At 67.8% G+C, this 25597-nt stretch carries 32 protein-coding genes and 1 pseudogene; 21 read left to right on the top strand and 12 right to left on the bottom strand.

The features are described from left to right. Positions 1–113: 113 nt before the first annotated feature. Positions 114–1280: a MinD/ParA family ATP-binding protein gene (locus G6N67_RS19385; RefSeq protein ID WP_229480763.1), complete on the top strand. Its 1167-nt coding sequence runs from the start codon at positions 114–116 to the stop codon at positions 1278–1280. A 4-nt stretch (positions 1281–1284) separates the two neighbouring features. On the opposite strand, the gene G6N67_RS38810 is transcribed toward G6N67_RS19385, so the two are convergent. Then, a complete protein-coding gene (locus tag G6N67_RS38810; protein ID WP_165572147.1) occupies positions 1285–1446 on the bottom strand; it encodes a hypothetical protein in 162 nt (53 codons plus the stop codon). Positions 1447–1521: 75 nt separating this feature from the next. Between G6N67_RS38810 and G6N67_RS19390 the strand changes: the two genes are divergently transcribed. Together G6N67_RS19390 and G6N67_RS19395 are read left to right on the top strand one after the other, a co-directional pair. Beyond that, on the top strand, positions 1522–1806 hold the full coding sequence (locus tag G6N67_RS19390) for a DUF4229 domain-containing protein (RefSeq protein ID WP_179976869.1): 285 nt from the start codon (positions 1522–1524) through the stop codon (positions 1804–1806). After that, positions 1803–2849: an aminotransferase class V-fold PLP-dependent enzyme gene (locus tag G6N67_RS19395; protein ID WP_036429484.1), complete on the top strand. Its 1047-nt coding sequence runs from the start codon at positions 1803–1805 to the stop codon at positions 2847–2849. The genes G6N67_RS19390 and G6N67_RS19395 overlap by 4 nt, the downstream gene beginning before the upstream one ends. Before the next feature lie 20 nt (positions 2850–2869). Here the strand turns inward: G6N67_RS19395 and G6N67_RS19400 are convergent, their stop codons facing one another. Together G6N67_RS19400 and G6N67_RS19405 are read right to left on the bottom strand one after the other, a co-directional pair. Continuing rightward, positions 2870–3523, bottom strand: coding sequence for a response regulator (locus G6N67_RS19400; RefSeq protein ID WP_036429482.1), 654 nt, complete (start codon positions 3521–3523; stop codon positions 2870–2872). A gap of 74 nt (positions 3524–3597) precedes the next feature. Continuing rightward, positions 3598–4960: pseudogene (locus G6N67_RS19405) on the bottom strand (MFS transporter). A 158-nt stretch (positions 4961–5118) separates the two neighbouring features. On the opposite strand from G6N67_RS19405, the gene G6N67_RS19410 reads away from it, so the two are divergent. Next, positions 5119–5325, top strand: a complete 207-nt coding sequence (locus G6N67_RS19410) for a helix-turn-helix domain-containing protein (RefSeq protein WP_036429480.1) — start codon at positions 5119–5121, stop codon at positions 5323–5325. 2 nt (positions 5326–5327) lie between these two features. Continuing rightward, positions 5328–5894, top strand: a complete 567-nt coding sequence (locus G6N67_RS19415; RefSeq protein ID WP_036429479.1) for a Clp protease N-terminal domain-containing protein — start codon at positions 5328–5330, stop codon at positions 5892–5894. A gap of 128 nt (positions 5895–6022) precedes the next feature. Here the strand turns inward: G6N67_RS19415 and G6N67_RS19420 are convergent, their stop codons facing one another. Both G6N67_RS19420 and G6N67_RS19425 read right to left on the bottom strand, forming a co-directional pair. Next, on the bottom strand, positions 6023–6838 hold the full coding sequence (locus G6N67_RS19420) for a type IV toxin-antitoxin system AbiEi family antitoxin (protein WP_229480762.1): 816 nt from the start codon (positions 6836–6838) through the stop codon (positions 6023–6025). A gap of 218 nt (positions 6839–7056) precedes the next feature. Further along, the gene (locus G6N67_RS19425) at positions 7057–7923 is read right to left on the bottom strand and encodes a 1,4-dihydroxy-2-naphthoate polyprenyltransferase (RefSeq protein ID WP_036434571.1); all 867 of its coding nucleotides are present in this window, start codon (positions 7921–7923) and stop codon (positions 7057–7059) included. 37 nt (positions 7924–7960) lie between these two features. Between G6N67_RS19425 and G6N67_RS19430 the strand changes: the two genes are divergently transcribed. The 5 genes from G6N67_RS19430 to G6N67_RS19450 all read left to right on the top strand — a co-directional run bounded on the left by G6N67_RS19430 (position 7961) and on the right by G6N67_RS19450 (position 12330). Continuing rightward, positions 7961–8221, top strand: coding sequence for a hypothetical protein (locus G6N67_RS19430; protein WP_036429477.1), 261 nt, complete (start codon positions 7961–7963; stop codon positions 8219–8221). Positions 8222–8228: 7 nt separating this feature from the next. After that, positions 8229–9014, top strand: a complete 786-nt coding sequence (locus G6N67_RS19435) for an S-methyl-5'-thioadenosine phosphorylase (protein ID WP_036429476.1) — start codon at positions 8229–8231, stop codon at positions 9012–9014. Next, on the top strand, positions 9011–10042 hold the full coding sequence (locus G6N67_RS19440) for an NAD-dependent epimerase/dehydratase family protein (protein WP_036429475.1): 1032 nt from the start codon (positions 9011–9013) through the stop codon (positions 10040–10042). The genes G6N67_RS19435 and G6N67_RS19440 overlap by 4 nt, the downstream gene beginning before the upstream one ends. Positions 10043–10137: 95 nt before the next feature. Beyond that, positions 10138–11169 (top strand): endonuclease/exonuclease/phosphatase family protein, encoded by a 1032-nt coding sequence (locus tag G6N67_RS19445; RefSeq protein WP_036429474.1) that lies wholly within the window; start codon positions 10138–10140, stop codon positions 11167–11169. A gap of 42 nt (positions 11170–11211) precedes the next feature. Then, positions 11212–12330, top strand: a complete 1119-nt coding sequence (locus tag G6N67_RS19450) for an NAD(P)H-dependent flavin oxidoreductase (protein WP_036429472.1) — start codon at positions 11212–11214, stop codon at positions 12328–12330. A gap of 80 nt (positions 12331–12410) precedes the next feature. Here G6N67_RS19450 and G6N67_RS19455 read toward each other — a convergent pair whose 3' ends face one another. Beyond that, positions 12411–13433, bottom strand: a complete 1023-nt coding sequence (locus G6N67_RS19455) for a sensor histidine kinase (protein WP_036429470.1) — start codon at positions 13431–13433, stop codon at positions 12411–12413. Then, a complete protein-coding gene (locus G6N67_RS19460) occupies positions 13420–14109 on the bottom strand; it encodes a response regulator transcription factor (RefSeq protein ID WP_036429469.1) in 690 nt (229 codons plus the stop codon). The genes G6N67_RS19455 and G6N67_RS19460 overlap by 14 nt, the downstream gene beginning before the upstream one ends. A 105-nt stretch (positions 14110–14214) precedes the next feature. On the opposite strand from G6N67_RS19460, the gene G6N67_RS19465 reads away from it, so the two are divergent. The 5 genes from G6N67_RS19465 to G6N67_RS19485 are packed head-to-tail and all read left to right on the top strand — an operon-like array spanning position 14215 to position 17668. Further along, positions 14215–14877 carry a glycosyltransferase family 2 protein gene (locus G6N67_RS19465; protein ID WP_036429467.1) on the top strand — a complete coding sequence of 221 codons (663 nt, stop codon included), beginning with the start codon at positions 14215–14217 and terminating at the stop codon, positions 14875–14877. Further along, positions 14874–15542 (top strand): TIGR04282 family arsenosugar biosynthesis glycosyltransferase, encoded by a 669-nt coding sequence (locus G6N67_RS19470; RefSeq protein WP_036429466.1) that lies wholly within the window; start codon positions 14874–14876, stop codon positions 15540–15542. Before G6N67_RS19465 ends, G6N67_RS19470 begins: the two co-directional genes overlap by 4 nt. A gap of 1 nt (position 15543) precedes the next feature. Further along, positions 15544–16170 (top strand): methyltransferase domain-containing protein, encoded by a 627-nt coding sequence (locus G6N67_RS19475; protein ID WP_036429465.1) that lies wholly within the window; start codon positions 15544–15546, stop codon positions 16168–16170. Positions 16171–16211: 41 nt separating this feature from the next. Then, positions 16212–17267 (top strand): molybdopterin-dependent oxidoreductase, encoded by a 1056-nt coding sequence (locus G6N67_RS19480; RefSeq protein WP_051578866.1) that lies wholly within the window; start codon positions 16212–16214, stop codon positions 17265–17267. After that, on the top strand, positions 17264–17668 hold the full coding sequence (locus G6N67_RS19485) for a hypothetical protein (RefSeq protein ID WP_036429463.1): 405 nt from the start codon (positions 17264–17266) through the stop codon (positions 17666–17668). The genes G6N67_RS19480 and G6N67_RS19485 overlap by 4 nt, the downstream gene beginning before the upstream one ends. Positions 17669–17674: 6 nt before the next feature. On the opposite strand, the gene G6N67_RS19490 is transcribed toward G6N67_RS19485, so the two are convergent. Next, positions 17675–19030 (bottom strand): hypothetical protein, encoded by a 1356-nt coding sequence (locus G6N67_RS19490; RefSeq protein ID WP_036434567.1) that lies wholly within the window; start codon positions 19028–19030, stop codon positions 17675–17677. A 121-nt stretch (positions 19031–19151) separates the two neighbouring features. Between G6N67_RS19490 and G6N67_RS19495 the strand changes: the two genes are divergently transcribed. Further along, positions 19152–19640: a DUF417 family protein gene (locus G6N67_RS19495; protein ID WP_036429460.1), complete on the top strand. Its 489-nt coding sequence runs from the start codon at positions 19152–19154 to the stop codon at positions 19638–19640. A 5-nt stretch (positions 19641–19645) separates the two neighbouring features. Further along, entirely contained in the window at positions 19646–20461 is an 816-nt protein-coding gene (locus tag G6N67_RS19500) for a GNAT family N-acetyltransferase (protein WP_036429459.1), read from the top strand. Here the strand turns inward: G6N67_RS19500 and G6N67_RS19505 are convergent, their stop codons facing one another. Then, on the bottom strand, positions 20462–21076 hold the full coding sequence (locus G6N67_RS19505) for a pyridoxamine 5'-phosphate oxidase family protein (protein ID WP_036434565.1): 615 nt from the start codon (positions 21074–21076) through the stop codon (positions 20462–20464). Positions 21077–21167: 91 nt separating this feature from the next. Between G6N67_RS19505 and G6N67_RS19510 the strand changes: the two genes are divergently transcribed. Next, positions 21168–21533 carry a hypothetical protein gene (locus tag G6N67_RS19510; protein ID WP_036429458.1) on the top strand — a complete coding sequence of 122 codons (366 nt, stop codon included), beginning with the start codon at positions 21168–21170 and terminating at the stop codon, positions 21531–21533. 1 nt (position 21534) lies between these two features. On the opposite strand, the gene menE is transcribed toward G6N67_RS19510, so the two are convergent. Both menE and G6N67_RS19520 read right to left on the bottom strand, forming a co-directional pair. Continuing rightward, positions 21535–22617 carry an o-succinylbenzoate--CoA ligase gene (gene menE, locus G6N67_RS19515; RefSeq protein ID WP_407663288.1) on the bottom strand — a complete coding sequence of 361 codons (1083 nt, stop codon included), beginning with the start codon at positions 22615–22617 and terminating at the stop codon, positions 21535–21537. A gap of 50 nt (positions 22618–22667) precedes the next feature. Continuing rightward, a complete protein-coding gene (locus G6N67_RS19520; RefSeq protein WP_036429457.1) occupies positions 22668–22988 on the bottom strand; it encodes a DUF3349 domain-containing protein in 321 nt (106 codons plus the stop codon). A 271-nt stretch (positions 22989–23259) separates the two neighbouring features. Between G6N67_RS19520 and G6N67_RS19525 the strand changes: the two genes are divergently transcribed. The 3 genes from G6N67_RS19525 to G6N67_RS19535 are packed head-to-tail and all read left to right on the top strand — an operon-like array spanning position 23260 to position 25149. Beyond that, positions 23260–24507 (top strand): inorganic phosphate transporter, encoded by a 1248-nt coding sequence (locus tag G6N67_RS19525; protein WP_036429454.1) that lies wholly within the window; start codon positions 23260–23262, stop codon positions 24505–24507. 38 nt (positions 24508–24545) lie between these two features. Further along, positions 24546–24830, top strand: a complete 285-nt coding sequence (locus G6N67_RS19530; RefSeq protein ID WP_036429452.1) for a hypothetical protein — start codon at positions 24546–24548, stop codon at positions 24828–24830. 10 nt (positions 24831–24840) lie between these two features. Next, positions 24841–25149: a DUF3349 domain-containing protein gene (locus tag G6N67_RS19535; RefSeq protein ID WP_036429451.1), complete on the top strand. Its 309-nt coding sequence runs from the start codon at positions 24841–24843 to the stop codon at positions 25147–25149. Positions 25150–25194: 45 nt separating this feature from the next. Here G6N67_RS19535 and G6N67_RS19540 read toward each other — a convergent pair whose 3' ends face one another. Further along, on the bottom strand, positions 25195–25578 hold the full coding sequence (locus G6N67_RS19540; RefSeq protein ID WP_036429450.1) for a VOC family protein: 384 nt from the start codon (positions 25576–25578) through the stop codon (positions 25195–25197). Positions 25579–25597 lie beyond the last annotated feature (19 nt).

The following is a 25597-nucleotide window of genomic DNA, read 5'->3' on the forward strand; positions in this document are numbered from 1 at the left end:
ATGGCAGCCGCGCACGGGTATCGCCGGGCGCGCTAAGGTCAGGCCGACGGCTGTTTGTCCGAACGGAGGGAATATCCGTGTCCGAGCCATCCGAGCATCCTCTGTCCAGCACGGTGGACGTGTCGTCGACACCGCCGGACGAGCCGACCGTCATCGAACAACCGCCGGTGTCCGGCTTCCGTGGGCAGCACCGGTTCAGTGATCCGGCGGCCAATGCCCCTGGCGTGACCCAGACGGCCCCGCCGCCCGAGTGGACGGCGCCCACGCCGCCGCAGGGCATCCCCGCGGTTCCCGCGGCCGCCGTGGCGCCGCCGCCCGCGCCTGCTGCCCCCGTCGACTTCGCGTCGCCGTATCGGGATCTGTCCACCACGGCGCTGCTCGGTCAGCGCAAACGTGCGCCCTCGACGGGTTGGCGCAAGTGGCTCTACCTCGCGTCGTTCAAGCAGATCAACGTGGGGGAGAGCCCCAAGGTCACCCACCACAACAACCTGCTGACGGAGGTCAGCCAGCCACTGCAGGGGTGCTACCGGATCGCGCTGCTGTCGCTCAAGGGCGGCGTGGGCAAGACCACGATCACCGCGACGCTCGGAGCCACGTTCGCCTCGATCCGCGGTGACCGCGTCGTCGCGGTCGATGCCAACCCCGACCGGGGCACGCTGAGCCAGAAGGTGCCGCTGGAGACCGCCGCGACGGTCCGCCATCTCCTGCGCGACGCCGAGGGCATCGAACGGTACAGCGACGTGCGGTCCTACACCTCGCAGGGGCCGAGCCGGCTGGAGGTGCTGGCGTCCGAAAGCGACCCGGCGGTGTCCGAGGCCTTCAGCTCCGACGACTACGTGCGGACGCTCGCGGTGCTCGAGCGGTTCTACAGCCTGGTGCTCACCGACTGCGGCACGGGGCTCATGCACTCGGCGATGTCGGCGGTGCTGTCGAAAGCCGATGTGCTGATTGTGATCAGCTCCGGTTCGGTCGACGGCGCTCGGAGCGCATCGGCGACGCTCGACTGGCTCGACGCCCACGGGCACCAGGATCTGGTGCGCAACTCGATCGCCGTGATCAACGCGGTGCGGCCGCGTTCGGGCAAGGTGGATCTGTCCAAGGTGGTCGACCATTTCTCGCGACGGTGCCGCGCCGTTCGCCTCGTCCCGTTCGACCCGCACCTGGAAGAGGGCGCCGAGATCAGCCTGGAACGGCTCAAGCCGCGCACCCGCGAGGCGCTGATCGAATTGGCGGCCGTGGTGGCCAGCGACTTTGCCGGGCCCCGCCGGTCGGCCAAGTAGCCCGCTAGGGACGCGGATTGTCGCCGTGCCCGAGGCGACGAAGGAAATCCGGGTCGTCGTCGGGCCCGATGACACGTGGACCCGGTCGAGTCCCCGTCGTCCGCATCAGGCGCCAGCCGACGTAGATCAAGCAGGCCACTGCGATGAACAGGAGCAGATAAGCCACTCAAAACCTCCTTGCTCCGAATATACGCGCCGTCGGTAGGCTCGGAGCGTGTCAGATCCTCGTCCGGCGACGCGCATGATCGTCGATGTCCTGGTCTACGCCGTGGCTCGGCTCGTCCTGGTGGCGGTTTTGACCGGCGTGATTTTCGGGGTCGGCCATCTGCTTGGGGTGCGGGAGTTTCCCATCGTCGTCGCGTTGCTGTTCGCGTTCGTGATCGCACTGCCGTTGGGCATCTGGTTGTTCACGCCGCTACGGGACCGCGCGACCGCGTCCATCGCGGTGTTCGACGAGCGGCGGCGCAAGGACCGGGCTCAGCTGCAGGCCCGACTGCGCGGCGAAGAGCCGCCGGCCGAGCAGTGAGAGAAGCGTTCGGCGCCCAATTCGCCGGGGCGGAGGGATTTCTCAACTCCCCGACATTCGGGTTGCCACCGCAGTTCCTGCTCGACGCGCTGCAGCGCTGTATCGCCGACTGGCAGGCAGGAACCTTGGATGCGGCCTCGTTCGACGAGCCCGTGCGGGCCGGGCGCGCCGGATACGCGGCGCTGGTCGGCGTTCCCGTCGAATCGGTCGCGATGGCGGGCAACGTATCTGGCGCGCTCGGACTGGTTGCCGCGGCGATTCCCGACGGCAGTCGCGTCGCGGTGCTCGCAGGCGAATTCACCAGCACCACGTTCCCGTTCGCGGCGCAGGCGGCCCGCGGCGTGACCCTCACCGAACTGACCCCCGACGAATTGGTGCGCGAGGCGGGCAACTACGACGTCGTGGCGTGCAGCCTGGTGCAGTCGGCCGACGGTGCGGTGCTGGACGAGGAGGCCTTGCGGGCGGCCGTGACGGGCACCGAAACGCTGTCGGTGGTCGATGTCACGCAAGCCGCGGGCTGGCGGAATCTGGATCTCGCGTGGGCCGATGTCACGGTGGCCGCGGTCTACAAATGGCTGCTTGCGCCAAGGGGCACGGCATGGATGTCGTTGAGCGAGCGGATCGCTGAGCAGATGACGCCGCACGCGGCGAACTGGTACGCCGGGGAAGACCCGTGGCAGTCGATCTACGGGCTGCCGCTGCGGCTGGCGGCCGACGCGCGCCGGTTCGACACGTCGCCGGCCTGGTTCTCGGTCCTGGGGGCGAGCCTCACGCTGCCGTGGCTGGCGTCGCTGGACGCTGCGGCCGTGCATGCCCACACCGTCGGGTTGGCCGATCGGTTGCGGAGCCAGATCGGACTGCCGCAGCGGGATTCGGCGATCGTGTCACTTCCGATCGCCGACGCCGCAGAGCGGTTGCAGCGGGCCGGGATTCGCGCGTCGGTGCGTGCCGGTGCGGTGCGGGTGGGCTTTCACCTGTACAACACCGACGACGATCTGGACCGGCTGGTCGACGCCCTGGGAGCAGACCGGCTCGGGGTGTGAGCCTCGTTGCGGTGCCGCCGTTATCGCGACTCCAGGTAGGTGATGACCGCGCGGACGCGGCGATGGTCATCGGCGGTCTCGGCGAGGTTCAGCTTGGTCAGGATGCTGCGGACGTGCTTCTCGACGGTGCCCTCGGTGACCCATAGCCTGCGGGCGATACCGGCATTCGACCGGCCTTCGGCCATGAGCATGAGCACCTCGCGCTCGCGGGCACTCAGCGCCGCAAGCGGGTCGTCGCGGCGCCGTGCCGAGACCAATTCGGACACCAGTGCGGGGTCGACCACCGAGGCGCCTTTGGCGATCCGTTCCAGGGTCTCGACGAAATCGCTGACATCGGTGACGCGGGCCTTGAGCAGGTAGCCGATGCCGTGACCGCTGGCGAGCAGTTCGGTGGCGTGCTCGACCTCGACGTGTGCGGACAACACCAGGATCCCGGTGTCCGGGGTCTCGGCGCGGATGACCTTGGCGGCGTCGAGCCCTTCGGTGGTGTGTGTCGGTGGCATCCGGATGTCCACCACTGCCAGCTGGGGTTGCTTGTCGCGCACGAGCGTGAGCAGTTCTGTCGCGTCGCCCGCCTGGCCGACCACCTCGAACCCTGACCGGTCGAGCAGGCTCGCAAGCCCCTCGCGCAGCAGCACATCATCGTCGGCGACGACGACCCGCAACGCAGCCATCGGGATCCTTCCTCACGTCGAGCCACCTTGGAAGAAGGTACCGGCAATGGGCGCCGCGGCGCTCGCGATGGGGGTCAACCGGGTTGACGCGGGCCGAATGCGGAGCCCTTCTCCCGATCCAGATATGTGTCGGACTTGTTCTTCAGGAAGAACACGTACACGAACAGCGAGATCGCGATGCACACCGTGACGTAGAGGATGAACAGCGGAACCTGGTCGCGTTCTTTGAGGGCCTGGTAGATCACCGGCGCAGTGCCGCCGAATATCGAATTGGCCAGTGCGTAGCCGACACCCACGCCGAGTGCACGCACGTGCGACGGGAACAGTTCGGACTTCACCAGCGCGTTGATCGAGGTGTAGCCGGTCAGGATGATGTACCCGACCGCGACCAGCAGGAACGACGCCAGCGGTGAATGTGTTTGCGGCAGATAGGTGAACAGGAAGTAGGTGTAGATCACCCCGCCCACGCCGAACCACACCAGCAGCGGTTTACGGCCGACCTTGTCGCTGATCATGCCGCCGACCGGCTGGATCGACATCAGGAAGATCAGCCCGATCAGGTTGACCCAGGTGGCCGTCATCGCCTGCTCTTTGTAGGTGGACTTGACGATCGCCGGGGCGTTGACGCTGTAGGCGTAGAACGCCAGCGTGCCGCCCATGGTGATCAGGAAGCACAGCAGCAGGGGTTTGGGGTAGCGCGTGAACAGTTCACGCAGCGAGCCAGAGCTCTTGTCCTCACCGGCCTTGACGGCCTCGAGCTGTTCTTCGGACAGCGACTCGTCCATCGTGCGGCGCAACCAGAACACCACGATCGCGGCCACGCCGCCGATGGCAAAGGCGATGCGCCAACCGAATTCGTGCACCTGCGCGGTGGTGAACACCGTGAGGATCAGCAGCAGGGTGAACTGCGCGAGCACGTGACCGCCCACGAGCGTGACGTACTGGAACGACGAGAAGAAGCCGCGCCGCTCTCGCGTGGCCGCCTCCGACATGTAGGTCGCCGACGTGCCGTATTCGCCGCCGGTCGCGAAGCCCTGCACCAGCCGGCACAGGATCAGGATGATCGGCGCCGCGGCTCCGATGATTTCGCGCGACGGCACCAACGCGATGACCAGCGAGCAGGCCGCCATGAGTGAGCGAGACGCTGAAGGTCAGGGCGGCGCGGCGGCCGCGGCGGTCGGCGAAGCGGCCGAAGAACCATGAGCCGACCGGTCGGGTGATGAAGGTGACCGCGAAGATCGCGTAAACGTACACCGTCGAATTCTGGTCGGCCTCATCGAAGAACTGTTTCTCGAAGTACGTGGCGAAGACCGTGTAGACGTAGACGTCGTACCATTCCACGAGGTTGCCCGACGAGCCCCGGATCGTGTTCCAGATGGCCCGGCGGGTTTCGGCCCGGCCTGATGGCGTCGACGGGTGTTCGGTCGAAACGGTCATGCGGTTCTCCAGACGGTTTTCGCAGTCTCCGGCCGTCGGTCACGTTACGTCTTTTTGGCCGAGCAGACGCGCAGGTACCCGGAAATCGCTGTTCACGGGTACGGGAGCGTCTGTTCGCGGCCTTGACGAAGCTCGCTCTGTCAAGTTTGATTGACAACATGGACGTGCCTGACACCGCCAGCCTCACCAGTTCGGACCCTGTTCTGGGCCTGCGGACTGTGCGTGCGTTGGCCAAGACGCTGGAGCGTTTGGAGGCCATTCATGTGGCGAACGCACGCGAGCAGGGTTGGAGTTGGCGGGCCATCGCCGAAGCGCTGGATGTCAGCCGACAGGCACTGCATCAGAAGTACAACCGGAGGAAGTGACGATGTTCGAACGGTTCAGTCGTGCTGCGAAGGTGTCGGTCGTATTGGCTCAGGAAGAGGCTCGTGAACTGGCGGCCAACGACATTCGACCGGAACACCTCTTGGTGGGTGTCTTGCAGAGCGCGGGCCGTGACTTGGCGGCGCTGCTTGCCGGTTTCGGCCTCACCGTGGAAGAGGTTCGCGGCAAGCTGGTCGCCGCGGACGCGCCCGGTGACGAATCGTTCGATGCCGACGCGGAGGCCCTACGTTCCATCGGCATCGACCTGCATGCGGTGCGCGACAACGTGAACCGCACGTTCGGTGCCGGTGCGTTCGACAATGCTCTGCGTCGATCAGGACGGCGGCGCAGGCGCCGCAGCCATATTCCCTTCACGAAGTCGGCCAAGAAGGTGCTGGAGTTGGCACTGCGAGAATCGTTGGCGCACAAGGACGGTTACATCGGCTGTGAGCACATCCTGCTCGGGATCCTGCGCGGCGGTGACGACTACACCGTCGGGCTGATCACCGAGCATGTCAGCGTCGCGGCCCTGCGCGCCGGCATCGTCGATCTCCTGGACCAGGCTGCTTGATTTTCGTCGCTAGATTTTCCGACGAGCAGTCCCCCGCAAGCGGGAGGTGCCCCCAGTGCGGGTACCCGGGAATCGCTGTTTGCGGGTACCGCCACGTCTGCTCGTCATGGTCTGCTCGCCGAGGAAAATCAGCCCGCCAACGCGGGGCGGTCCAGATGGCGCATGATGCGGAGGGCCAGATCCTGCGGGTAGCGGCGGATGTCGTCGACGACGGCAGGGATCGAGGTCCATCCGCATTCCTGCAATCGCGCGGCCTTGAGCCGATCATGTTTGAACGCTTCGGGATTGGCGTGCCATTCGACGCTGTCGTACTCGGCGGCGACTTTCGCGTCAGGCCAAGCGAAGTCGACCCGCCACGCCCGTCCGGTGCGGTCGGCGATCTCGTACTGCAGCTCGGGCGTCGGCACGGCCCAGTCGATGAAGACGAGGCGCATTTCGCTTTCCATCGGAGACTCGGCTCGGCCGTCGGCATGCGCCAGGAGCTCGCGAACCTTCGCGATCCCTCTGCGCCCCTTTTGTTCCCGCACCGCGGCGTCAAGTTCGGCGACGGTGCATGCTTCGGCATGTAACGCCGCGTCGAGGACCGCGAGTGCGCGCGGCCGCGGCAAGGTGCGCGCGATCTCGACGGCCGTCCACGCCGGCGTCGTCGCGAGTCGCCCTGTGACTCGTCGTAGCGGTGCACCGATGCGCTGGTGCACCATCAGCCCGGCGTCCGGCCTGACCCGCACACCGGGATCGAGAATGTGGATGCGCTGGTCGTGTTCGGTGTCGAAGCCGTACAGCGCAGCGGCCGTGCTCATGCAGGCGACGATGGGTTTCCCGTTGAGGAGGTCCAGTGCGGCGAGGCGCGCGAGCGGGTCCGCCGGAAACGGGGCGTAGACGCCGCGGCACACGCGAACCACGGCGCCCGACCGTACGAGCGCAGCCAAGACCTTGCGACTCATCACCGACTGCAGTTGCGCGGCGGTGGCGACACCGCCGTTGGCGGAGAAGATTTCCTCGATGGACACGCTTCGATGCTGACCGTCGACGGGGCGCAGGTGAACCCCGCTGGAGCGATCTGTGGATAACCTGCCGAACTTTCTTGCCGAGCAGACGCGGCGGTACCCTGGAATGCGCTTTCCCGGGTACCGCCGCGTCTGCTCGCGCAAGGGAACTCGCGCTAGAAACTCAACGCCACGCTCACCGCGACGGACCACACCAGCATGGTCAGGCCGGTGTCGCGCAGTACCGGGATCAGCGCGGCCCCGCCGAGCCCTGAACGCACCGGCCCGGCGGCCCGCACCGCCAACGGCGCGGCCACCAAACCGACCAGACACCACGGTGTCGCGGCGGCCAGCACCACAGTCAGAACCAGAGCTACCACCAGCAGCAACTGATACAGCACCCGCGTGCGCTTGTCGCCCAGGCGCACGGCCAGCGTGATCTTGCCCGAGTCGGCGTCGGTGGGGATGTCGCGGAGGTTGTTGGCGACGAGGACGGCCGACGACAGTGAGCCCATCACGACTGCCAGCACCACGCCGACCCAGTCGATCCGCAGGGCCTGGGTGTACTGCGTGCCGAGCACCGCGACCAGACCGAAGAACACGAACACCGCGACCTCGCCGAGGCCGAGGTACCCGTAGGGCTTCTTGCCGCCGGTGTACAGCCAGGCTCCGGCGATGCACACGGCGCCGACCGCGATGAGCCACGGCGCACTCACCGCGGCAAGCACCAGGCCGGCGACGGCGCCCACCGCCAGACTCAGGATCGCCGCCGTCAGCACCGCTCGGGGCGACGCCAGTTTCGAACCCACCAGCCGCAACGGTCCGGAGCGCACGTCATCGGTGCCGCGGATGCCGTCGGAGTAGTCGTTGGCGTAGTTGACGCCCACGATCAGCGCGAGCGCGACGACCAGAGCCAGCAACGCCTTCCACCACACCGCGGCATCGAGCCACGCGGCGGCGCCGGTGCCTGCGATCACCGGTGAAACGGCATTGGGCAACGTGCGGGGGCGGGCCCCTTCGACCCACTGCGCGAAACTGGCCACGAGCGCCATCGTTCCATGCCGCCTTACACTGAACCGCATGAAGGACCGGCTCAGTAAAACCGAGATCGGCAAGGACGCCTTGCAGGAGTCCGTCGAGGCGGTGGCATCGACCGTCGGCGAGGTGACGAGCATCATCACCACCGCGGTCAAGGACGTCGCCACCGCGATCGGCGGCTTGGCCACCGACGTGTTCGAGATCCGCGACGGGGCCCGCAAGGCTCGCGCTGATCTCGACGAGGATCCGGTGGATTACGACGACCCCGTGGATCCCGAGGATCTGACCGACAAACCCGAATAGCCCCTGCATGCTCGGAGTCATCGGCGGCAGCGGTTTCTACACGTTCTTCGGGTCTGACGCGCGCACCATCGCACTGGACACTCCCTATGGCGAACCCAGTGCGCCGATCACCGTCGGCACCGTCGGCGATCACGAGGTCGCGTTCCTACCGCGGCACGGCGTCAAGCATGAATACTCGCCGCACACCGTGCCCTACCGCGCCAACATGTGGGCGCTGCGAGCCTTGGGGGTCAGGCGCATCTTCGCTCCGTGCGCCGTGGGCAGCCTGACCACCGCGCTCGGGCCCGGGTCGATGGTGGTGCCCGATCAGCTGGTGGACCGCACCAGCGGGCGCGCCGACACGTATTTCGATTCGGGCGGTATCCATGTCAGCTTTGCCGACCCGTACTGTCCGGCGCTGCGCACCGCGGCCGCGGGGCTGCCGGGCGTGATCGACGGCGGCACCATGGTGGTGATCCAGGGGCCGCGGTTTTCGACGCGGGCCGAGAGCCGCTGGTACGCGAGCCAGGGCTTCACGTTGGTCAACATGACGGGCTATCCCGAGGCGGTGCTGGCTCGTGAACTCGAAATGTGTTATGCCGCCATCGCTTTGGTAACCGATCTGGACGCCGGGGTCGAGGCCGGAGAGGGTGTCAGGACTGTCGACGTGTTCGCCGAGTTCGAGCGCAACATGCCGCCGTTCAAGAAGCTCGTGCGGGAGGCATTGGAAGCCGCGGTAGCCGTCGACGGCGATCGCACCTGCGCACACTGCCTGTCCCATGAGGGCGTGACCTTGCCGTTCGAACTGCCGTGAGGGTTCTGCTCACCGGTGCGGCGGGTTTCATCGGAACCCGTATCGCGCAGGCGCTCACCGCTGCCGGTCACGACGTCGTCGGCGTCGACGCGATGCTACCCGCGGCGCACGGCCCCGATGCTCAAACCCCGGCGGCCTGTCGCCGCGTCGACATCCGTGACCGAGACGCGCTGGCCCCACTGCTGAAGGGCGTCGACGTGGTGTGCCACCAGGCCGCGGTGGTGGGCGCGGGTGTGAATGCGGCCGACGCGCCGTCCTACGGCAGCCACAACGACTACGGCACCACGGTCTTATTGGCCGAGATGTTCGCTGCGGGGTGTTCACGCCTGGTGCTGGCGTCATCGATGGTGGTCTACGGCCAGGGCGGTTTCGACTGCCCGCAGCACGGCTCGGTCGACCCGTTGCCGCGCACCCGCGTCGATTTGGACGCAGGAGTTTTCGAGCACCGGTGTCCGTTCGACGGTTCGCCACTGCGGTGGGCGTTGGTGGGGGAGGACGCGCCGCTGCGCCCCCGCAGCCTGTACGCGGCGAGCAAGACCGCGCAGGAGCACTACGCGCTGGCGTGGAGTGACGCCGTCAAAGGTTCCGTCGTCGCGCTGCGCTACCACAACGTCTACGGGCCCGCCATGCCCCGCGACACACCGTATTCGGGCGTTGCGGCCATCTTTCGTTCACAGCTCGAATCCGGCGGGGTGCCAACGGTTTACGAGGATGGCGGGCAGATGCGCGACTTCGTTCACGTCGACGACGTGGCGGCGGCCAACGTCGCGGCCGTGCAATACCCGGAGCCGGGTTTCAACGCGTTCAACGTGTGTTCGGGGCAGCCCATCTCGATCATGGATGTGGCCACCCGGTTGTGTGAGGCCCGCGGCGGGGGCGCTCCCGTCGTCACCGGGCAGTACCGCAGCGGGGACGTCCGCCACATCGTCGCCTCACCGGCACGTGCGGCCGACGTGCTGGGGTTCCGCGCCGCGGTCGACCCGCGTGACGGACTGGCCGAGTTCGCGTTCGCGCCGCTGCGTGGTTAGCGCTGAGGTGAACCGCGCGTCGCGACCCGCGGAACGTTTACCCATCGATCGGTGACAGCCCTTGTGCCGTCCGCAGGCCGGCGTATGCAGGAGCCATGGAGCTCGAGCGGTTCAGTGTCGCGACCTTCAACCTGTTCAACCTGCAGGACGCGGGTAAGGAGATGTACCACGGCGCCGCATGGACAGAAGACCAGTTCAAGAACAAGGCGTGGTGGACTGCGTGGCAACTGGAAACGCTGAATCCCGATGTCGTCGGCCTGCAGGAATTGTGGAGCAAGACGGCGCTGGAGAAGGTGCTGGCCGCGGGCAGCGATGAGCTGAAGGACCGGTACGACGTGCTCGCGAAACCCGCGACCGGCAAGAAGATCGTCTGTGGTGCGCTGGTGCGTAAAGGCCTGCTGGTCGGCGAACCGCGTTGGGAGGAACGGTTTCCCGACGCGGTGAAGCTGCAGTCGACCGAGGATGCCAACGATCCGCAGGCGCCGCGGATCAACGTCACCATCAACAAGTTCTCCCGGCCGGTGCTCAACTTTCAGGTCAAGCTGCGCGATGACGAGCCGGCCACCGAGGTGTATGTCGTGCACCTGAAGTCGAAGCTGCCCACCGCGGTGAACGCCGAGAACTGGTTCGCGGCGGACCCCGACCTGTACAAGCCGCATCAAACCGCGCTGGGCGCAGCGCTTTCCACGATCCGCCGGACGGCAGAGGCGACCGCCGTGCGGGTGATGCTGACCTCGGTCATGAAGGAAACGGCGACGCCGGTGATCGTGCTTGGCGACATCAACGACGGGCAGACGAGCAACACCGCCAACATCCTCACCGAACAGCCCCGGTACCTCGTCGGGGATTCGCGCGGCGGCGCCGACGTCGGTCTGTACACCGCCCAGACGTTGCAGGAGTACCGCGACACCCGCGACGTCTATTACACGCACGTCCATCAGGATCTGCGGGAATCCCTGGACCACGTGCTGGTCAGCGAGCAGTTCTACGACAACAGCCGCAAGCGGCGCTGGCTGTTCGACGGCCTCGTCATCAACAACGACCACCTCAACTTCGACAACCAGAAGGACGTCGGGACCGGTGACCATGGTGTGGTGAAGGTCAGCTTCAAGCACGATCCGGCGTGAGACAGTTGACACCCGTCAAGTCTGCGTGCCAATACTGACGGGGTGAAACCCGCCATCTGTGAACAGTTCGGTATCGACTTTCCGCTCTTTGCCTTCAGTCACTGTCGGGACGTGGTCGCTGCGGTCACCAACGCCGGGGGCTTCGGCGTGCTCGGTGCGACTGCCTACACGCCCGAACAACTCGACCGCGAGATGTCCTGGATTGACGGGCAGGTCGGCGGCAAACCATATGGCGCGGACATCATCGTGCCCGCCAAGTTCGAGGGCAAGGGCGAGAACCTGAGCCGGGGGCAGCTCGGCGAGCGGATCCCCGCCGAATACCGCGAGTTCGTCGCGCAATTGCTCAAAGACCACGGCATCGAGCCCGAGCCCGAGCAACGCCTGGGCGGTTCGTCGCTGTCCGGCGACACCGGCAGGGATCTGCTCGACGTCGCGATGAGCCACCCCATCAAGCTGATCGCCAACGCGCTCGGCGTGCCGCCCGACTACATGATCGAGGCCGGCCGGGAGCGGGGCGTGCCGGTCGCGGCGCTCGTGGGTGCGCGTGAGCATGCCGTCAAACAGGTGCAGGCCGGGGTGGATCTGATCGTCGCGCAGGGCACGGAAGCCGGTGGCCATTGCGGCGAGGTGACGACGATGGTGCTGATCCCCGAAGTGCTGGACGCGATCGGCGGTCAGGTTCCCGTGCTCGCGGCGGGCGGCATCGTCACCGGACGGCAGATGGCGGCCGCGGTGGCGCTGGGTGCCGACGGGGCGTGGACGGGGTCGGTGTGGTTGACGACCGAAGAGGCCGAGACCGCACCGCACACCGTGCAGAAGATGCTCGCGGCGACCTCCCGCGACACCGTCCGGTCGACGGGCCGGACCGGCAAGCCGGCACGCCAATTGGTCTCGGAGTGGACCGATGCGTGGCAGCCCAATCCCGCAGGGCACCAGACCTTGCCGCTGCCCCTGCAGAACATGCTCGCCGAGCCCGTCATCCGGCGCATCGATGTGCTTGCCGCGCAGGGACATCCGGGTGCGCAGGCGCTGGCCACCTATTTCGTCGGCCAGGGCGTCGGATTGATGAACAAGGTCAAACCGGCCCGCGAAGTCGTGCGGGAGTTCATCGAGGACTATCTGGCGGCCACCGAACGGCTGAGCAACTCGCTGCCCGACTAGGTTCCGAGTCCGCCGAACCTGAGCTTGTTTGTCAATTTCGGCCCGAAAATGGGACACCAGCTCAGATTCGACGCACGACACTACTCCGCGAACGGCAGCCGCACCTCGAATCGCGCCCCGGCAGCCAGGTTGTGCGCCGAGAGCGAGCCGCCGTGGGCCGCCACCAGGCCCGCGGCGATCGCCAGGCCGAGACCCGACCCACTGGGCAGCGACGAATCGGCGCGTGGCACACGGCCGTTGGACCCGCGGTAGGCGATGTCGAACACCCGCGGCAGGTCCGCCTCGTCGATGCCGACCCCGGTGTCGTCGACGCGGGCCCAGGCGCCTGTGTCGTCGGATCCCACCGTCAGGGTGACGACGCCGCCGTCGGGGGTGTGCGCGATCGCGTTCGCGATGAGGTTCGACAGCACACGCACCAGCGCACGGTCACTGCCGACCACGCGGACCGGCTCGGTGGGCAGCTCGGCTTTCAGTGCGACGCCGGCACGTTCGGCCGCGATCCGGTGCGCGGCCAGCACGTCGTCGACGACCTCGTCGAGTGCCACCTGCTCATGTGCGGGTTGCACGGCGCCCGCGTTGATCTTCGACATCTCGAACAGATCGTCGACCATCTCGGAGAGCCGGATCGATTCTTGCTCGATGTGCTTGGCGTGCAGGCGAACTTCTTCGTCGGACACCACGCCGTCGGCGATGGCCTCGGACACCGCACGGATACCGGCCAGCGGGGTCCGCAGGTCATGGCTGACGAACGCGACGAGTTGCCGCCTGGAGTGCTCGGCGGCGCGTTCGGATTCGCGGATCTCCTGCTCCCACATGGTGCGCCGGGCCTGATAGCGGGCCAGCATGACGGCCGCGGGGATGGTCACCACCGCGACGATCACCAGCACGACGGCGGTGCGCTGGAAGGTCTCGGTGATCATGAACCCGCTGGCACCGAGCACACCGGTGAACGTCGCGAGCGTCGGGATGAGCACCAGCGCAACCATGCTGACCGCGAGAGACCAGTTGCGCGCCAGCCGGATCGCGATGGCTCCCGCCACCACGACAGGAATCGAGCAGGCCAGCGCCCACCCGATGATCTGCCAGAAGTCATTGCCCGGCATGCGGATTCCCGTTCCACAGATAGCCGCGGCCCCACACGGTCTGCACGTGATGCTGGTCGCCGAGCTTGGAGCGCAACCGTTTGACGTGCACGGTGACGGTCGACATGTCGCCGAAATCCCAGCGCCACACGAGTTTCAGCAGGTCTTCGCGGGAGTACACGGTGTCGGGGTGGGTCAGGAAGAACACCAGGAGGTCGAATTCGCGGTTGGTGAGGCTCACGGGTGTGCCGTGGACGGTGACCGAACGCGCGGTCGTCGACACCGTGAGCCCGCCCACCGTGAGGGTCGCGGGGGTGGTCGACGCGGTGCCGTGCGTTCTCCGCAGCACCGAGCGCACGCGCAGCGCGAGTTCGCGCGGGCTGAACGGCTTCGTGAGGTAGTCGTCGGCTCCGGCTTCGAGCCCGGCGATGCGGTCGTCCTCCTCGCCGAGCGCGGTCAGAAGGATCACCGGCAGGCTGTAGTCGCCGTCGCTGCGGAGGTCACGGCACAGTGACAGGCCGTCGGGCCCCGGCATCATGACGTCGAGCACCGCGACGTCGATGTGCTCGGTCTGCAGCAAGCGCATGGCCTCCGCGCCGTTGTGCGCGATGGACACCTGCAGACCGTCCCGCTCGAGGTAGCGGCGGACCACATCGCGCACGACGATGTCGTCGTCGGCGATCAATACCCGCGTCACAACTTACGAGGCTAGTCCTGAACCTTCGCCACCAGCGCCGATGTCATGGTTTTGTCACGGTTGCCCCATGGTCACGGGCACCCGACCGGCCTACCGTCGAATGACATGGCCACAGATGCCGCTCAGGTCACGGTCGTGCTGCCGTGTCTGAACGAGGCGGAATCGCTGCCCGCGGTGCTGGCGGCGGTTCCGGCCGGCTATCGCGTGGTCGTGGTCGACAACAACAGCACCGACGGCACCGCCGAGGTGGCTCACGCGCACGGTGTCGAGGTGGTGGCCGAGCCGCGCGCGGGTTACGGATCCGCGGTGCATGCCGGCGTGGTCGCGGCGACGACGCCGATCGTGGCCGTGCTCGACGCCGACGGTTCGATGGATCCGGGTGCGCTGCCCGCGTTGGTCGGCGAGCTGGACCGCGGTGCCGACCTGGCGATCGGCCGTCGCAGGCCCACGCCGGGGCTGCGCTGGCCGTGGCACGCCAGGCTGGGCACCGCGGTGGTGTGCTGGCGGCTGCGCCGGCGCTATGGGGTGCCGGTGCACGACATAGCGCCCATGCGGGTCGCGCGCCGGGATCCGCTGTTGGCGCTCGGGATCACCGACCGGCGCTCGGGGTACCCGCTGGAACTGCTGGTCCGCGCGGCACACGCGGGGTGGCGGGTGGCCGAACGCGATGTGGCCTACGGGCCGCGTACCGGTGGCCGGTCCAAGGTCAGCGGCTCGTTGCGCGGCAGTGTGATTGCGGCGCTGGACTTTTGGAAGGCCCTCTCATGACGACGATCCCGGTTTCGGTGTTGGTGGTGGCCAAGGCTCCGGTGGCAGGGCTGGCCAAGACGCGACTCGCGGCGGCCGTCGGCGCCGATGCGGCGGCTGCGATCGCGGCGGCCGCGCTGCTCGACACGCTCGATGCGGTGGCTGCGGCGCCGGTGCAGGCGCGAGTGGTGGCGCTGACCGGCGACCTGGGGCGGGCCCACGACGGTGCCGAAATCCAGGACCGGTTGAGGGATTTCACCGTCATCGCGCAGCGTGGCGGCAGCTTCGCCGAACGCCTGGCGAACGCGCATGCCGATGCCGGCGCGGTGACCGGGCTGCCGGTGCTGCAGATCGGTATGGACACCCCGGAAGTCACGGCACGGCTCATCGAGGACTGTGCGAGCGCGCTGGTCGGTGCCGACGCGGTGCTCGGTCTGGCCGCCGACGGCGGCTGGTGGCTGCTGGGCGTGCGGGATCCTGTCACGGCCCGGTGCCTGGTGGGCGTGCCGATGTCGCAGGCCGACACCGGTGCTGTAACGCTGGCGGCGTTGCGCGACACAGGACTGTCCGTGGAGCAGGTTTGTGCAATGCCCGACGTCGACACGGTGGCCGACGTCGAGATCGTGCGTCGCATGTGCGCCCCGGGAAGCAGGTTCACCCACGTGACGCTGGCCGCGGGGGTATGACGTGTTGGGTCAGCTCTACGAGCGTGCGCTCGGCGGCGAGCGATGCTGGATCCGCCACGACGACGGTCACGTGCGGACCCTGCCGGTCCGCAACTGGCTCGGCGGGCGGCACGCCGACCGGACCTTCGACCGCGCGGTGCTCAGTCTGTGCAGTGGTCCGACCATCGATCTGGGTTGCGGCCCAGGACGATTGGTCGCGGACCTGATCCAGCGGGGCGTGCCTGCGCTCGGCGTCGACCAGTCCGCCGCTGCGGTCGAACTGGCCCGGCGCAGCGGTGCGCCCGTGCTGCGGCGGGATCTGTTCGGACCGCTGCCGGGCGCCGGACGCTGGCACACCGTGCTGCTCGCCGACGGCAATGTCGGCTTGGACGGTGATCCGTGGCGCGTGCTGCAGCGGGCCGGGGAACTGCTGCGCCGCGGTGGCCGCTGCGTGGCCGAGTTCGACCCCGTGGCGCGCGGTGTCCGCGTCAGCTGGGTGAGGCTGGAATCGACCAGGACGATCGGTCCGTGGTTCCGCTGGGCCACTGTGGGTGTCGACTGCGTGGCGCGCCTGGCAGACGATGTCGGCCTTACGGTGACCGGCATTCAGCCGGTCGGCTCCCGGGTGATCGCGAGCCTGGCCGCGTGACGACCACGCTGCGCGGCACCGCCGTCACCGCACGCGTGGGCATGGCCCTCGGCGTCGCCATCGGGATCTGCTTCGTCACCGGATTGATCAGTCATTTCCTCCAGCATCCGCAGCCGTGGTTTGTCTGGCCGACGCGGCCGGTGTGGTTGTACCGGTTCACCCAGGGATTGCACGTCGCCTCGGGTATCGCGGCGATCCCGCTCGCAGTGGTCAAGCTCTGGTCGGTGTGGCCGAAGCTGTTCGAGCGTCCCGTGATCGGCGGTCCGCTGCGTCAGGCCGAACGCCTCTCGATCCTGGTCCTGGTCGGCGCCGTCCTGTTCGAATTGTCCACGGGTCTGTTGAACATCGCGCAGTGGTATGCCTTTCGGTTCTTCTTCACCACGGCTCACTACGCGGTGGCCTACGTGGCGGCCGGCGCGGTGCTGGTACACGTCGCGGTCAAGCTGCCGGTGATCCGCGCCGCGTTCGACACCCCGCTGGAGCCGCGCACCGACGCCGCAGCCGGCCCCACGCGCCGCACGGTGCTCTACGGCACGGGCCTGGCGGTCGCATTGGCGACGTTGGCCACGGTCGGACAAGCGGTGCCGTTGCTGCGCCGGGTCTCGGTGCTGGCGCCGCGCTCCGGCCAAGGGCCGCAAGGTGTTCCGGTCAACCGCTCGGCGCTCGCCGCGGGTGTGCTGCGCAGCGCACAGTCGCGCGACTACCGCCTGACGGTGGTCAATGGCGCCACGGTCCGTGCTTTCACCCTGGCCGAACTGGAGCAACTGCCACAGGCCACCCACCGGTTACCGATCGCGTGTGTGGAGGGCTGGAGCGTCGACGCGGAATGGACGGGCGTGGTGCTGGCCGATCTGGTGGCCACGGTGGGCGGGTCACCTGACGACGACGTGCGCATGATCTCACTGGAACCGCCCGGACCGTATTCGCGCAGCATCCTGCCCGCCCGCCATGCACGGGATGCGCAGACGCTGATTGCGTTGCGGCTCAACGGTGAGACGCTGGATCTCGACCACGGCTATCCCTGCCGATTGATCGCGCCGAGCCGGCCCGGCGTACTGCAGACGAAATGGCTTTCCCGCATCGAGGTGGCCGGATGACGCTGCTGCGGTGGGTGATCGGGCTCTGCGGCATTCTGCTGGCCGCATACGGGGTCACGCTCGTCGGCGACAACCCGCCGGTCATCATCGTGCGCATCGCGGTGTGGGCGCTGGTCGCGGTGGTGGCGCACGATCTGGTCTTCGCGCCGGCCTGTGTCGCGTTGGGTTTCGCGGGGCGCCGGCTGATTCCACGTTCCTGGTGGGCTGCGGTGGGCGTCGCGGCGCTGTGCAGCGTCGTGCTGGTGCTGCTGGCGGTACCCGTATACGGCAGGCCGGGCGCCCGCCCGGACAATCCGACTGTGCTGGACCGCAACTACCCCGTGGCCTTGTGGGTTTCGCTCGCCGCGGTGTGGGCGGCCGTGCCGGTGTACCAGCTGTTGGTCAGACGCCGGCGCGCATGACGGTACCTACCAGTTGGTGAGGATGACGTGGTTGAGCACGAGTGCCCCAATCACGTTGACCCCCAGCCACCAGCGGTGTGACCGTGGCGGCAGCAGCGCGGGCGCGGCGGTCAGCCACACGGTGAACGGCAACCAGATGCGTTCGGTCTCCGCCTTGCTGAGCATGCTCAGATCCGCACACACGATGGCCAGCAGCGCGCCGATGAGCACCAGATGGAAGCCGGACCGGTGCTTGACCGCGTCGATGTCGAAGAGCCTGCCGAGGCCCGCGACGCTGCCCAGCCCGACGGCGCACACCACCGAGGCCAGGTTGGCCCAGCCCCAGTACTGGAACGGCCGATTGTTGGCGATGCCCTGCCAATAGCGTTCCTGGACAAGGGTGTAGCCGTCGAACCACCAGAATCCGGTCAGCAGGAACACCGCCGCGACGGTGATTGCGGCGAGCGCCGCGGCGGTGAGCGCGCGTGCGGCGGCCCGTCGATCGCGCGCGGCGCACAGCACGGCCACCGCGGGCAATGCCATCAGTGCCAGGCCGTAATTCAAGAAGATGCCCCATCCCAGCAGCAGTCCGGCCGCTCCTGCCGTGACCATCGGATGCCGGGCAGCGCCTCGCACGGCCAGTGCCAGCAGCGCGATGCCCCACGCCGCGACACCGGCGAAGTATCCGTCGGCCGACACCGCGATCCAGATCGCCGTCGGGGCGACCGCCACGAACGGGGCCGCGCGCCGGGCCGTCGACTCGTCGGACAGCGCTCGCATCGCGACGACGATCGCGGCTGCGGCACTGGAACCGACCAGCAGGCACAGCAGCCCCGCCCATGCCCCGCCGCCGAGTCCGATGCGGTCGAGCCACACGAAGGTGAGCAGCGCGCCGGGTGGATGTCCCGACACGTGGGTGATCCACGAATCGGGTTGGAAGTCCAGGATTCTGGACGAGAAGGTGCGCAGCGCCGCGGGGATGTCGGTGATGCCGGGCACCTGCCGCAGGTACTCGTGGCGCGCAGTCAAGCGGCCGGCGAAGCCGCGCTGCCAGCCGTCGATCATGGCCAGCGAGAACGCCCACAGGCACGACGTCGCCCACGTCACCCAGGGCAGCGCGCGCCAGGGCAGTCGCTGGGCCACCGAAGGGCCCCACCACACGGCCGCGGCGCCGATGACGATCGCCGGGACGGTGCCCCATCCGACGTGGGCCTTCCACCAACCGAAGATCGGTGCGGTGTCGGCGAAGCTGTAGATCTGTGCCGCGGTGCTGTTGATGAGCGGCGTGACGATGCCGAGGTTGAGGTGTGGCACCACGAACGCCGCCACGACCAGCAGCAGACCGATGGTCGCCGCGACAATTTCCCGGCGCCCGATCTGCATGCCGCCCAGCCTAGGCGGACGCCGCCGCGGTTTTCCTGACGTTTCGGTGACGCGCGGCCGCGCACGGTCGAATTCGGGTCGCCGGTCACGCATCGTGGACAGCGGGAGATCGGAGGACCACATGACGGCGAGCATGGCATCGCGACTCACCACGGTCGGCCAGACCCTGAGTCGGTACGGCCTCGTGATCGTGTTGGCCTGGATCGGCATCGGGAAGTACGTGAAGATGGAGGCCCGTGTTCTCATCGAGCACAGTCCGTTCATGTCGTGGATCTATCACGTCCTCAGCGCCGGAGCGGTCGCCGCGACGCTGGGTTCCGCGGAAATCGTCGCGGCGGTTCTGATTGCCCTGCGGCCCTGGTGGCCTCGGCTCTCCGCACTCGGCAGCGCGATGGCCGTGGGGTTGTTCGTCGGCACGCTGAGCTTCCTTTTCACGACTCCGGGTGTGATCGTCAACCATGCTGGGCCCATCCCGGTGCTGGGCGCACAACCCGGCCAGTTCTTGCTGAAAGATCTGGTTCTGATCGGGGTCGCGATCTGGACTCTCGGGGACGCCCTCGGGGCAGCGCACAAATTCGGTGGCGACGCCCGCGTGGCGGTGCGAAGGTAGCCGGCGTGAACTCCGACCTGTTCTGCGGTATCGATCTGGCTGAGCGCATCGAGAAGGCCGAGGCGGCGCTCATCGTGGCGGCCACCGAGGCCGCCCGGGACAGGGGAGCGCCCGGCCTGGTGACAGCGGTCGCTGGTGGGTTTGCCTGCTTCGCCGAAGACGGTTCGCCCATGAACAAGGTCGTGGGGCTGGGCTTCGCGAGTGCGCCCGACGCGGCGGAACTGGACGCGATCGAGCGGATGAACGCCGCGACTCAGGTGGAGCTGTCCAACCTCGCCGATCCTGGGCTCGGGGAGCTGCTGACGCGCCGCGGCTATCGACTGGCCGGGTTCGAGAATGTGCTCGGCCGACCGGTGGCCGGTGACGAGCAGCCGCAACTGCCCGCAGGCGTCGAGGTGCATCGCGCCGACGATGTCACGGCGTGGGTGGATGTCGTGGTAGACGGCTTCGCGCATCCGGACGGCGAGGGAGTGCCCAGCCATGAGGAGTTCCCGCGCGATGTCATCGAACGTGCCGAGCGTGACTTCGAAAAGGCGGGTGCCACACCATATATCGCGCTGTGTGAAGGGAACGTCGCCGGTGGCGGGAGCGTCCGGTTCACAGAAGGCGTCGCGCAGCTGACCGGCGCGGCGACCGCTCCGGCCTATCGGCGCCGCGGTGTGCAGAGCGCGTTGCTGTCGGTCCGGCTGGCCGATGCAGCCGCCGCAGGCTGCGACATCGCCGTCGTCACCACCGCGCCCGGGTCGAAATCCCAGCAGAACGTGCAGCGCAGGGGGTTCCAGTTGCTCTACACCCGGGCGATCCTGGTGAAGGCCGGCTGATCAGTACAGGATCTTGCGCAGGCTGTCTTCGCTGTAATAGTCGTCGAGTTCCTTCTGGCTCAAGTCGGGCTTGAACGCCTTGGCCAGCTGCGCGACCGAGGGGACCGCGGACGGGTTCCAGGTCTCCGGCTTCCAGGTGTCCGAGCGGAGAAATGCCTTGGCGCAGTGAAAGAACACCTCTTCGATGTCGATTTCCAGCGCCAGGATCGGCCGCTTGCCGTTGACCGCCAGGTCATCGAAATAGTCTGCGTCGGAAAGGATCCGGGCAGTGCCGTTGATGCGCAGCGTGTCGCCCCGGCCGGGGATGAGAAACACCGTGCCGACATGCGGGCGCTGCAGCACATTGAGATAGCCGTCGACCCGCTTGTTGCCCGGCCGCTCCGGAATCGCGATCGTGGTGTCGTCGATCACCCGTACGAAACCCGGCGGGTCACCCTTGGGGGACACGTCGACACGGCCTTCGGCGTCGGTCGTCGCGACGAAACACAGCGGAGATGCCGCCACCCAATCCTGCTGTGCGTCGGACAGTCGCGGTGTCACCTTGTTGGCGACGTACTTGTTGGGGTGGCCGACGATGGCGCGCAGCTCCTCCACGGTGTTCACTTCACGGCGCATGCCTTCCATCATGCCTGCACGATCTTGGGCGCGGTCGTCCACCATGACCGCTTCGCCGTCGGTGGCCCGCCGTGTCCAGTACATTCAGCGCATGCGCAAGACAACGGTGCTGCTGGCGGCCTTGGCGCTGGCTGTTGCCGCGTGCGCGAATGCGGTGGACGGCACCCCGGTCGCCGGGCCGGACACGGGTACCTCGGTGAGCGAGGACGCCACCACGACGCAAACGACGACGCAGACCTCCGAGCCGCCGGCCGCGGGTGATCCGGGCCTACTCGGGCTCACCTGCGGCGAGTTCATGGGCATGGGTGTCGATGAGCAGAAGAGCGCGGCCCATGATCTGGCGGTGCTGCTGGACCGTCCGCTGGCGGCAGCCAACGAGAACATCTATCTGTTGATCACGGCGTTCTGCGCGGGTGAGCCGGACACGCTCGTCAAGGACACCCTTCCGCTCGCCTAGCTCATCCGAATCGCGTGACGAGCGCGCGCCGGTCGAGCTTGCCGATGCCTCGCCGCGGCAATTCGCCCACCACGTGGATCTCGCGCGGAGCCGCGGTGGCGTCGAGTGTCTGCTCCACATGCGCTCGCACGTCGGCCAGTCCGGGTTGCTCGGCGCCCGGCGCGAGCACCAGGGCCGCCACCACACGTTGGCCCAGCCGCTCATCGGACACCCCGAACACCGCACAGTCGGCGATCGCGGAATGGGTGGCCAGCGCCGCCTCGACCAGTTGCGGAAACACCGTGAGGCCGCCCGTGCTGATCGCGTCGTCGGCCCGGCCCAGAACACGCAGTACACCCGAATCATCCACCATGCCAATGTCATCGGTGCGAAACCAGCCGGGCTCGGCGAACGGGTCCGGGCTGACGGGGTTGCGGTAACCCTTGGCGACGGTAGCCCCGCCCAGCACGATCCGAGAATCGTCGAAGCGCACCGAAACCCCGTCCAGCGGCACCCCGTCGTACACGCAGCCGCCGGCGGTTTCGCTCATGCCGTAGGTGCGCACGACGCGAATGTCCGCTGCCGCGGCGCGTTCGGCGACCCCGGCAGGCATCGGTCCGCCGCCGATCAGCACGGCGTCCAGCTCGGCCAACGCCGCGGTGGCGGCCGGATCATGCAAAGCCTTGTCCAGTTGCACGGCCACCAGAGACGCGTACCGTCGGCCGGCGCCCAGCGCGTGGACCGCCGACGCCAGTTCGGCCGCGTCGGCGGTGGCCGGGACAGCCACCGGGGTGGTTCCCGCGACGATGCCGCGCACCAGCACCTGCAACCCCGCGACGTGATAGGCGGGCAGGGCCAGCAGCCAGCGGCCGGGACCGCCGAGGCGCCGATGCGTGGCCTCGGCACTGGCGACCAGGGCCGACGTGGTCAGCATGGCGCCCTTGGGAGTTCCGGTCGTGCCCGAGGTCGAGACCACGACGGCGACGTCGCCGTCGATGGGTTCGCCGGCCCGCAGGCTGGTCGTCAGCAGCGCGGCCTGACGGTCGTCGTGTGCGGGCACGGGCAGCACGGCATCGCCGCGACCCTTCAGCACCTCGTCGAGCACGGGTAGCAGGGACAGCGCCGACGCGTCGACGGCGACCGGGCGCAGGACGGCTATGCCGGGCCTCCGGTGTCGGTGGGGTCCACGTCGTCGCGGGGATCGTCCAACGGCCAGCCCTTGGCGGCGAGGCGCTCGCGGACGCGTTCGACGTCCTCGTCCCGCGGCAGTTCGTCGGTGATCTGGGTGATCAGCACTCCGATGTCGATGTGGTCGAAATCGCCGCGGTCGATGAGATCCCGCGCCACTGCCTTTACCTCGTCGTTGGTGAGGCGGCGGGTCAGCAGGGCGAGCAGGGGCACCCGGTCTGGTCCGGGGACACCCTCGGGGTATCCGGCGTTGAGCCAGGCCGCGATCTTTGCCAGAAATGCGTTCACTGCGCCAACTCCTGATGGGACCGGGTGACTGTTGCGGTCATATGACTACACCGATGACTGTCCCGATGGTAGTGGGGCGGGTCACTGTCGGCGCCCAGTGAACTTATCGGTTGCACGGGCATGGCTTGCCGCGCCCGGCGAACACGTCGGGGCGCACAGATGAACAGTCGGTGAACTCATTTCGATGCTAGCTGAATTGCCTGGTGAGAGTGTCAGTTTAGATGCCCTATCAGCTGGTCAAAATCGACTCCGGTCCCCCAGAATTAGCGCCATGAGCGCAGAGCTGATCATTCTGGTGTTGCTGATAGCAACAGCCTTGGCCTTCGACTTCACCAATGGCTTTCACGACACCGGCAACGCCATGGCGACCTCGATCGCCACGCGGGCACTCAAGCCGAAGACAGCGGTGCTCCTGGCCGGTGTGTTGAACCTGGTCGGCGCGTTCCTCTCGGTCGAGGTCGCCATCACGGTCACCAGTTCGGTGCTGAAGATCCAGGATTCCAAGACCGGCGCGCTGATCCCCTCGATCGACGCCTCGACCGGCCTGACCATCATTTTCGCGGGCCTCATCGGCGGCATCCTGTGGAACCTGCTGACCTGGCTGTTCGGCATCCCCTCGAGTTCGTCGCACGCGCTCTTCGGCGGACTCATCGGTGCGGGCCTGGCCGCGATCGGTCTGGCCGGGGTCAACTGGGCGGGCGTCACCCAGAAGGTGTTGATCCCCGCGGTCGCCGCGCCGCTCATCGCGGGCCTGGTCGCGGCCTGCGGCACCTGGCTGGTCTACCGCATCACCCGCAATGTCTCGAAGAACCGTCGCGAGGAAGGCTTCCGCTGGGGTCAGATCGCGACGGCCTCGCTCGTCGCGCTGTCGCACGGCACCAACGACGCCCAGAAGACCATGGGTGTCATCGCGCTCGCGCTCATCACCACCGGCCATCTGTCGGGCGATGTCAAGGAGAACGGCCTGCCGTTCTGGATCATCTTCAGCTGCGCCCTCGCCATCGGCCTCGGTACCTACATCGGTGGCTGGCGCGTCATCCGCACCCTGGGCAAGGGCCTCGTCGAGATCGAATCCCCGCAGGGCCTCGCCGCCGAAGCATCCTCGGCCGCGATCATCCTGAGCTCGAGCGCCGCGGGAATGGCGCTGTCCACCACGCACGTGGCGACCGGCTCGATCCTCGGTAGCGGCGTCGGCAAGCCGGGCGCCGAGGTGCGCTGGGCCGTGGCCGGCCGCATGGCGCTGGCCTGGCTGGTCACCCTGCCCGCCGCAGGCATCGTCGGCGCGCTGTCGTTCTGGCTCTCGCACGGGGTCGAGGCACTGACCGGGGCTGCGCTCGCCGGCGACGGTCTCATCTTCCTGATCCTCGTGGGCCTGTCCTTCTACATGTGGTGGCGTGCCCAGCAGCAGAAGGTCGACCACAAGAACGTCAACGCCGACTGGGACGCCTCGACCAACTCGGTGGTACCCGCCGAAGTTCGCGAGGCCACCACGGGCAGCACCGACAAAGCCGCCGTCTGATCGCCACCGGACGACCTGACAAAGACTAGGAATCACCGATGATCTATCTGGAATCCATCTTCAAGGTTCTCGTGGTCGGGCTGATCCTCGGCGCCGGACTGCCTGCGGTGTTCGCCACCGGGCTGGTCGCGTTCTCGAACGGATCCGGCGGCACCAACAGCGACGGCACCACGCAGGCGCCCAATCCGGCACTGAAGTTCCTCGGCCTGGCGCTCTTCACGTTCGTGGGCGCGGTGGTCGTCATCGCCATCCTGTGGATCACCCGGACCACGATCATCCACCACACGGGTGTCGACCTCTTCCCGTTCCTGCCGAAGAAGTGAGCTGACCACCGTGACCGAAAACAACGGCGTCATCGACAACGTGCTGGGCTGGCTGCACGAGGGCTACCCGGAGGGCGTACCGCCCAAGGACTATTTCCCACTGCTGGCCCTGCTGAAGCGTTCGCTCACCGAGGATCAGGTGGTCAAGGCCGCGCAGTCGATCCTGCGGTCCAACGACGGCGACAATCCGGTGACCGACAGCGAGATCCGCGATGCGATCCACCGCATCACCGAGACCGCACCCAACCCGGAAGAGATCCATCAGGTGGCGTCCCGGCTGGCCTCGGTCGGCTGGCCGCTGGCGTCCCCGGTTCGCTGAAACTCACTTGACCGGCGAGAACCCCCGGCCTCGTGCCGGGGGTTTTCAGTTCCTCGTGTCGCGCCGCAGCGGGTGCGTGTCGGGTACCTGGACGAAAATCAACGTCACGCCGTCGGGATCGGTCACATGCATCTCGTGCAGCCCCCACGGCTCCTGTGTTGCCGCACGGGTGATCTGCACGCCGCGACTTTCCAGCTCGGCCTGCGTCGCGTAGACGTCGCGGACCTGCAGCCACAATGCACCGGGAAACACGCCGGACTCGGCGGGCGTGTGGTGGCCTGCGATCTCGATCAGTGACTGCCCGGCGTAGAACACCGTGCCTCCGGGGTATTCCCTGGCGATCGCCAGACCGAGCTGATCGCGGTAGAACCCAACCGATTTCGGGTAGTCCACCGGCCGGATCAGCATCCGGCTGGCCAGGATCTCCATGGCTCGTGTCTACCACGCG

This window comes from Mycolicibacterium mageritense (assembly GCF_010727475.1).
Taxonomy (GTDB): Bacteria; Actinomycetota; Actinomycetes; order Mycobacteriales; family Mycobacteriaceae; genus Mycobacterium; species Mycobacterium mageritense.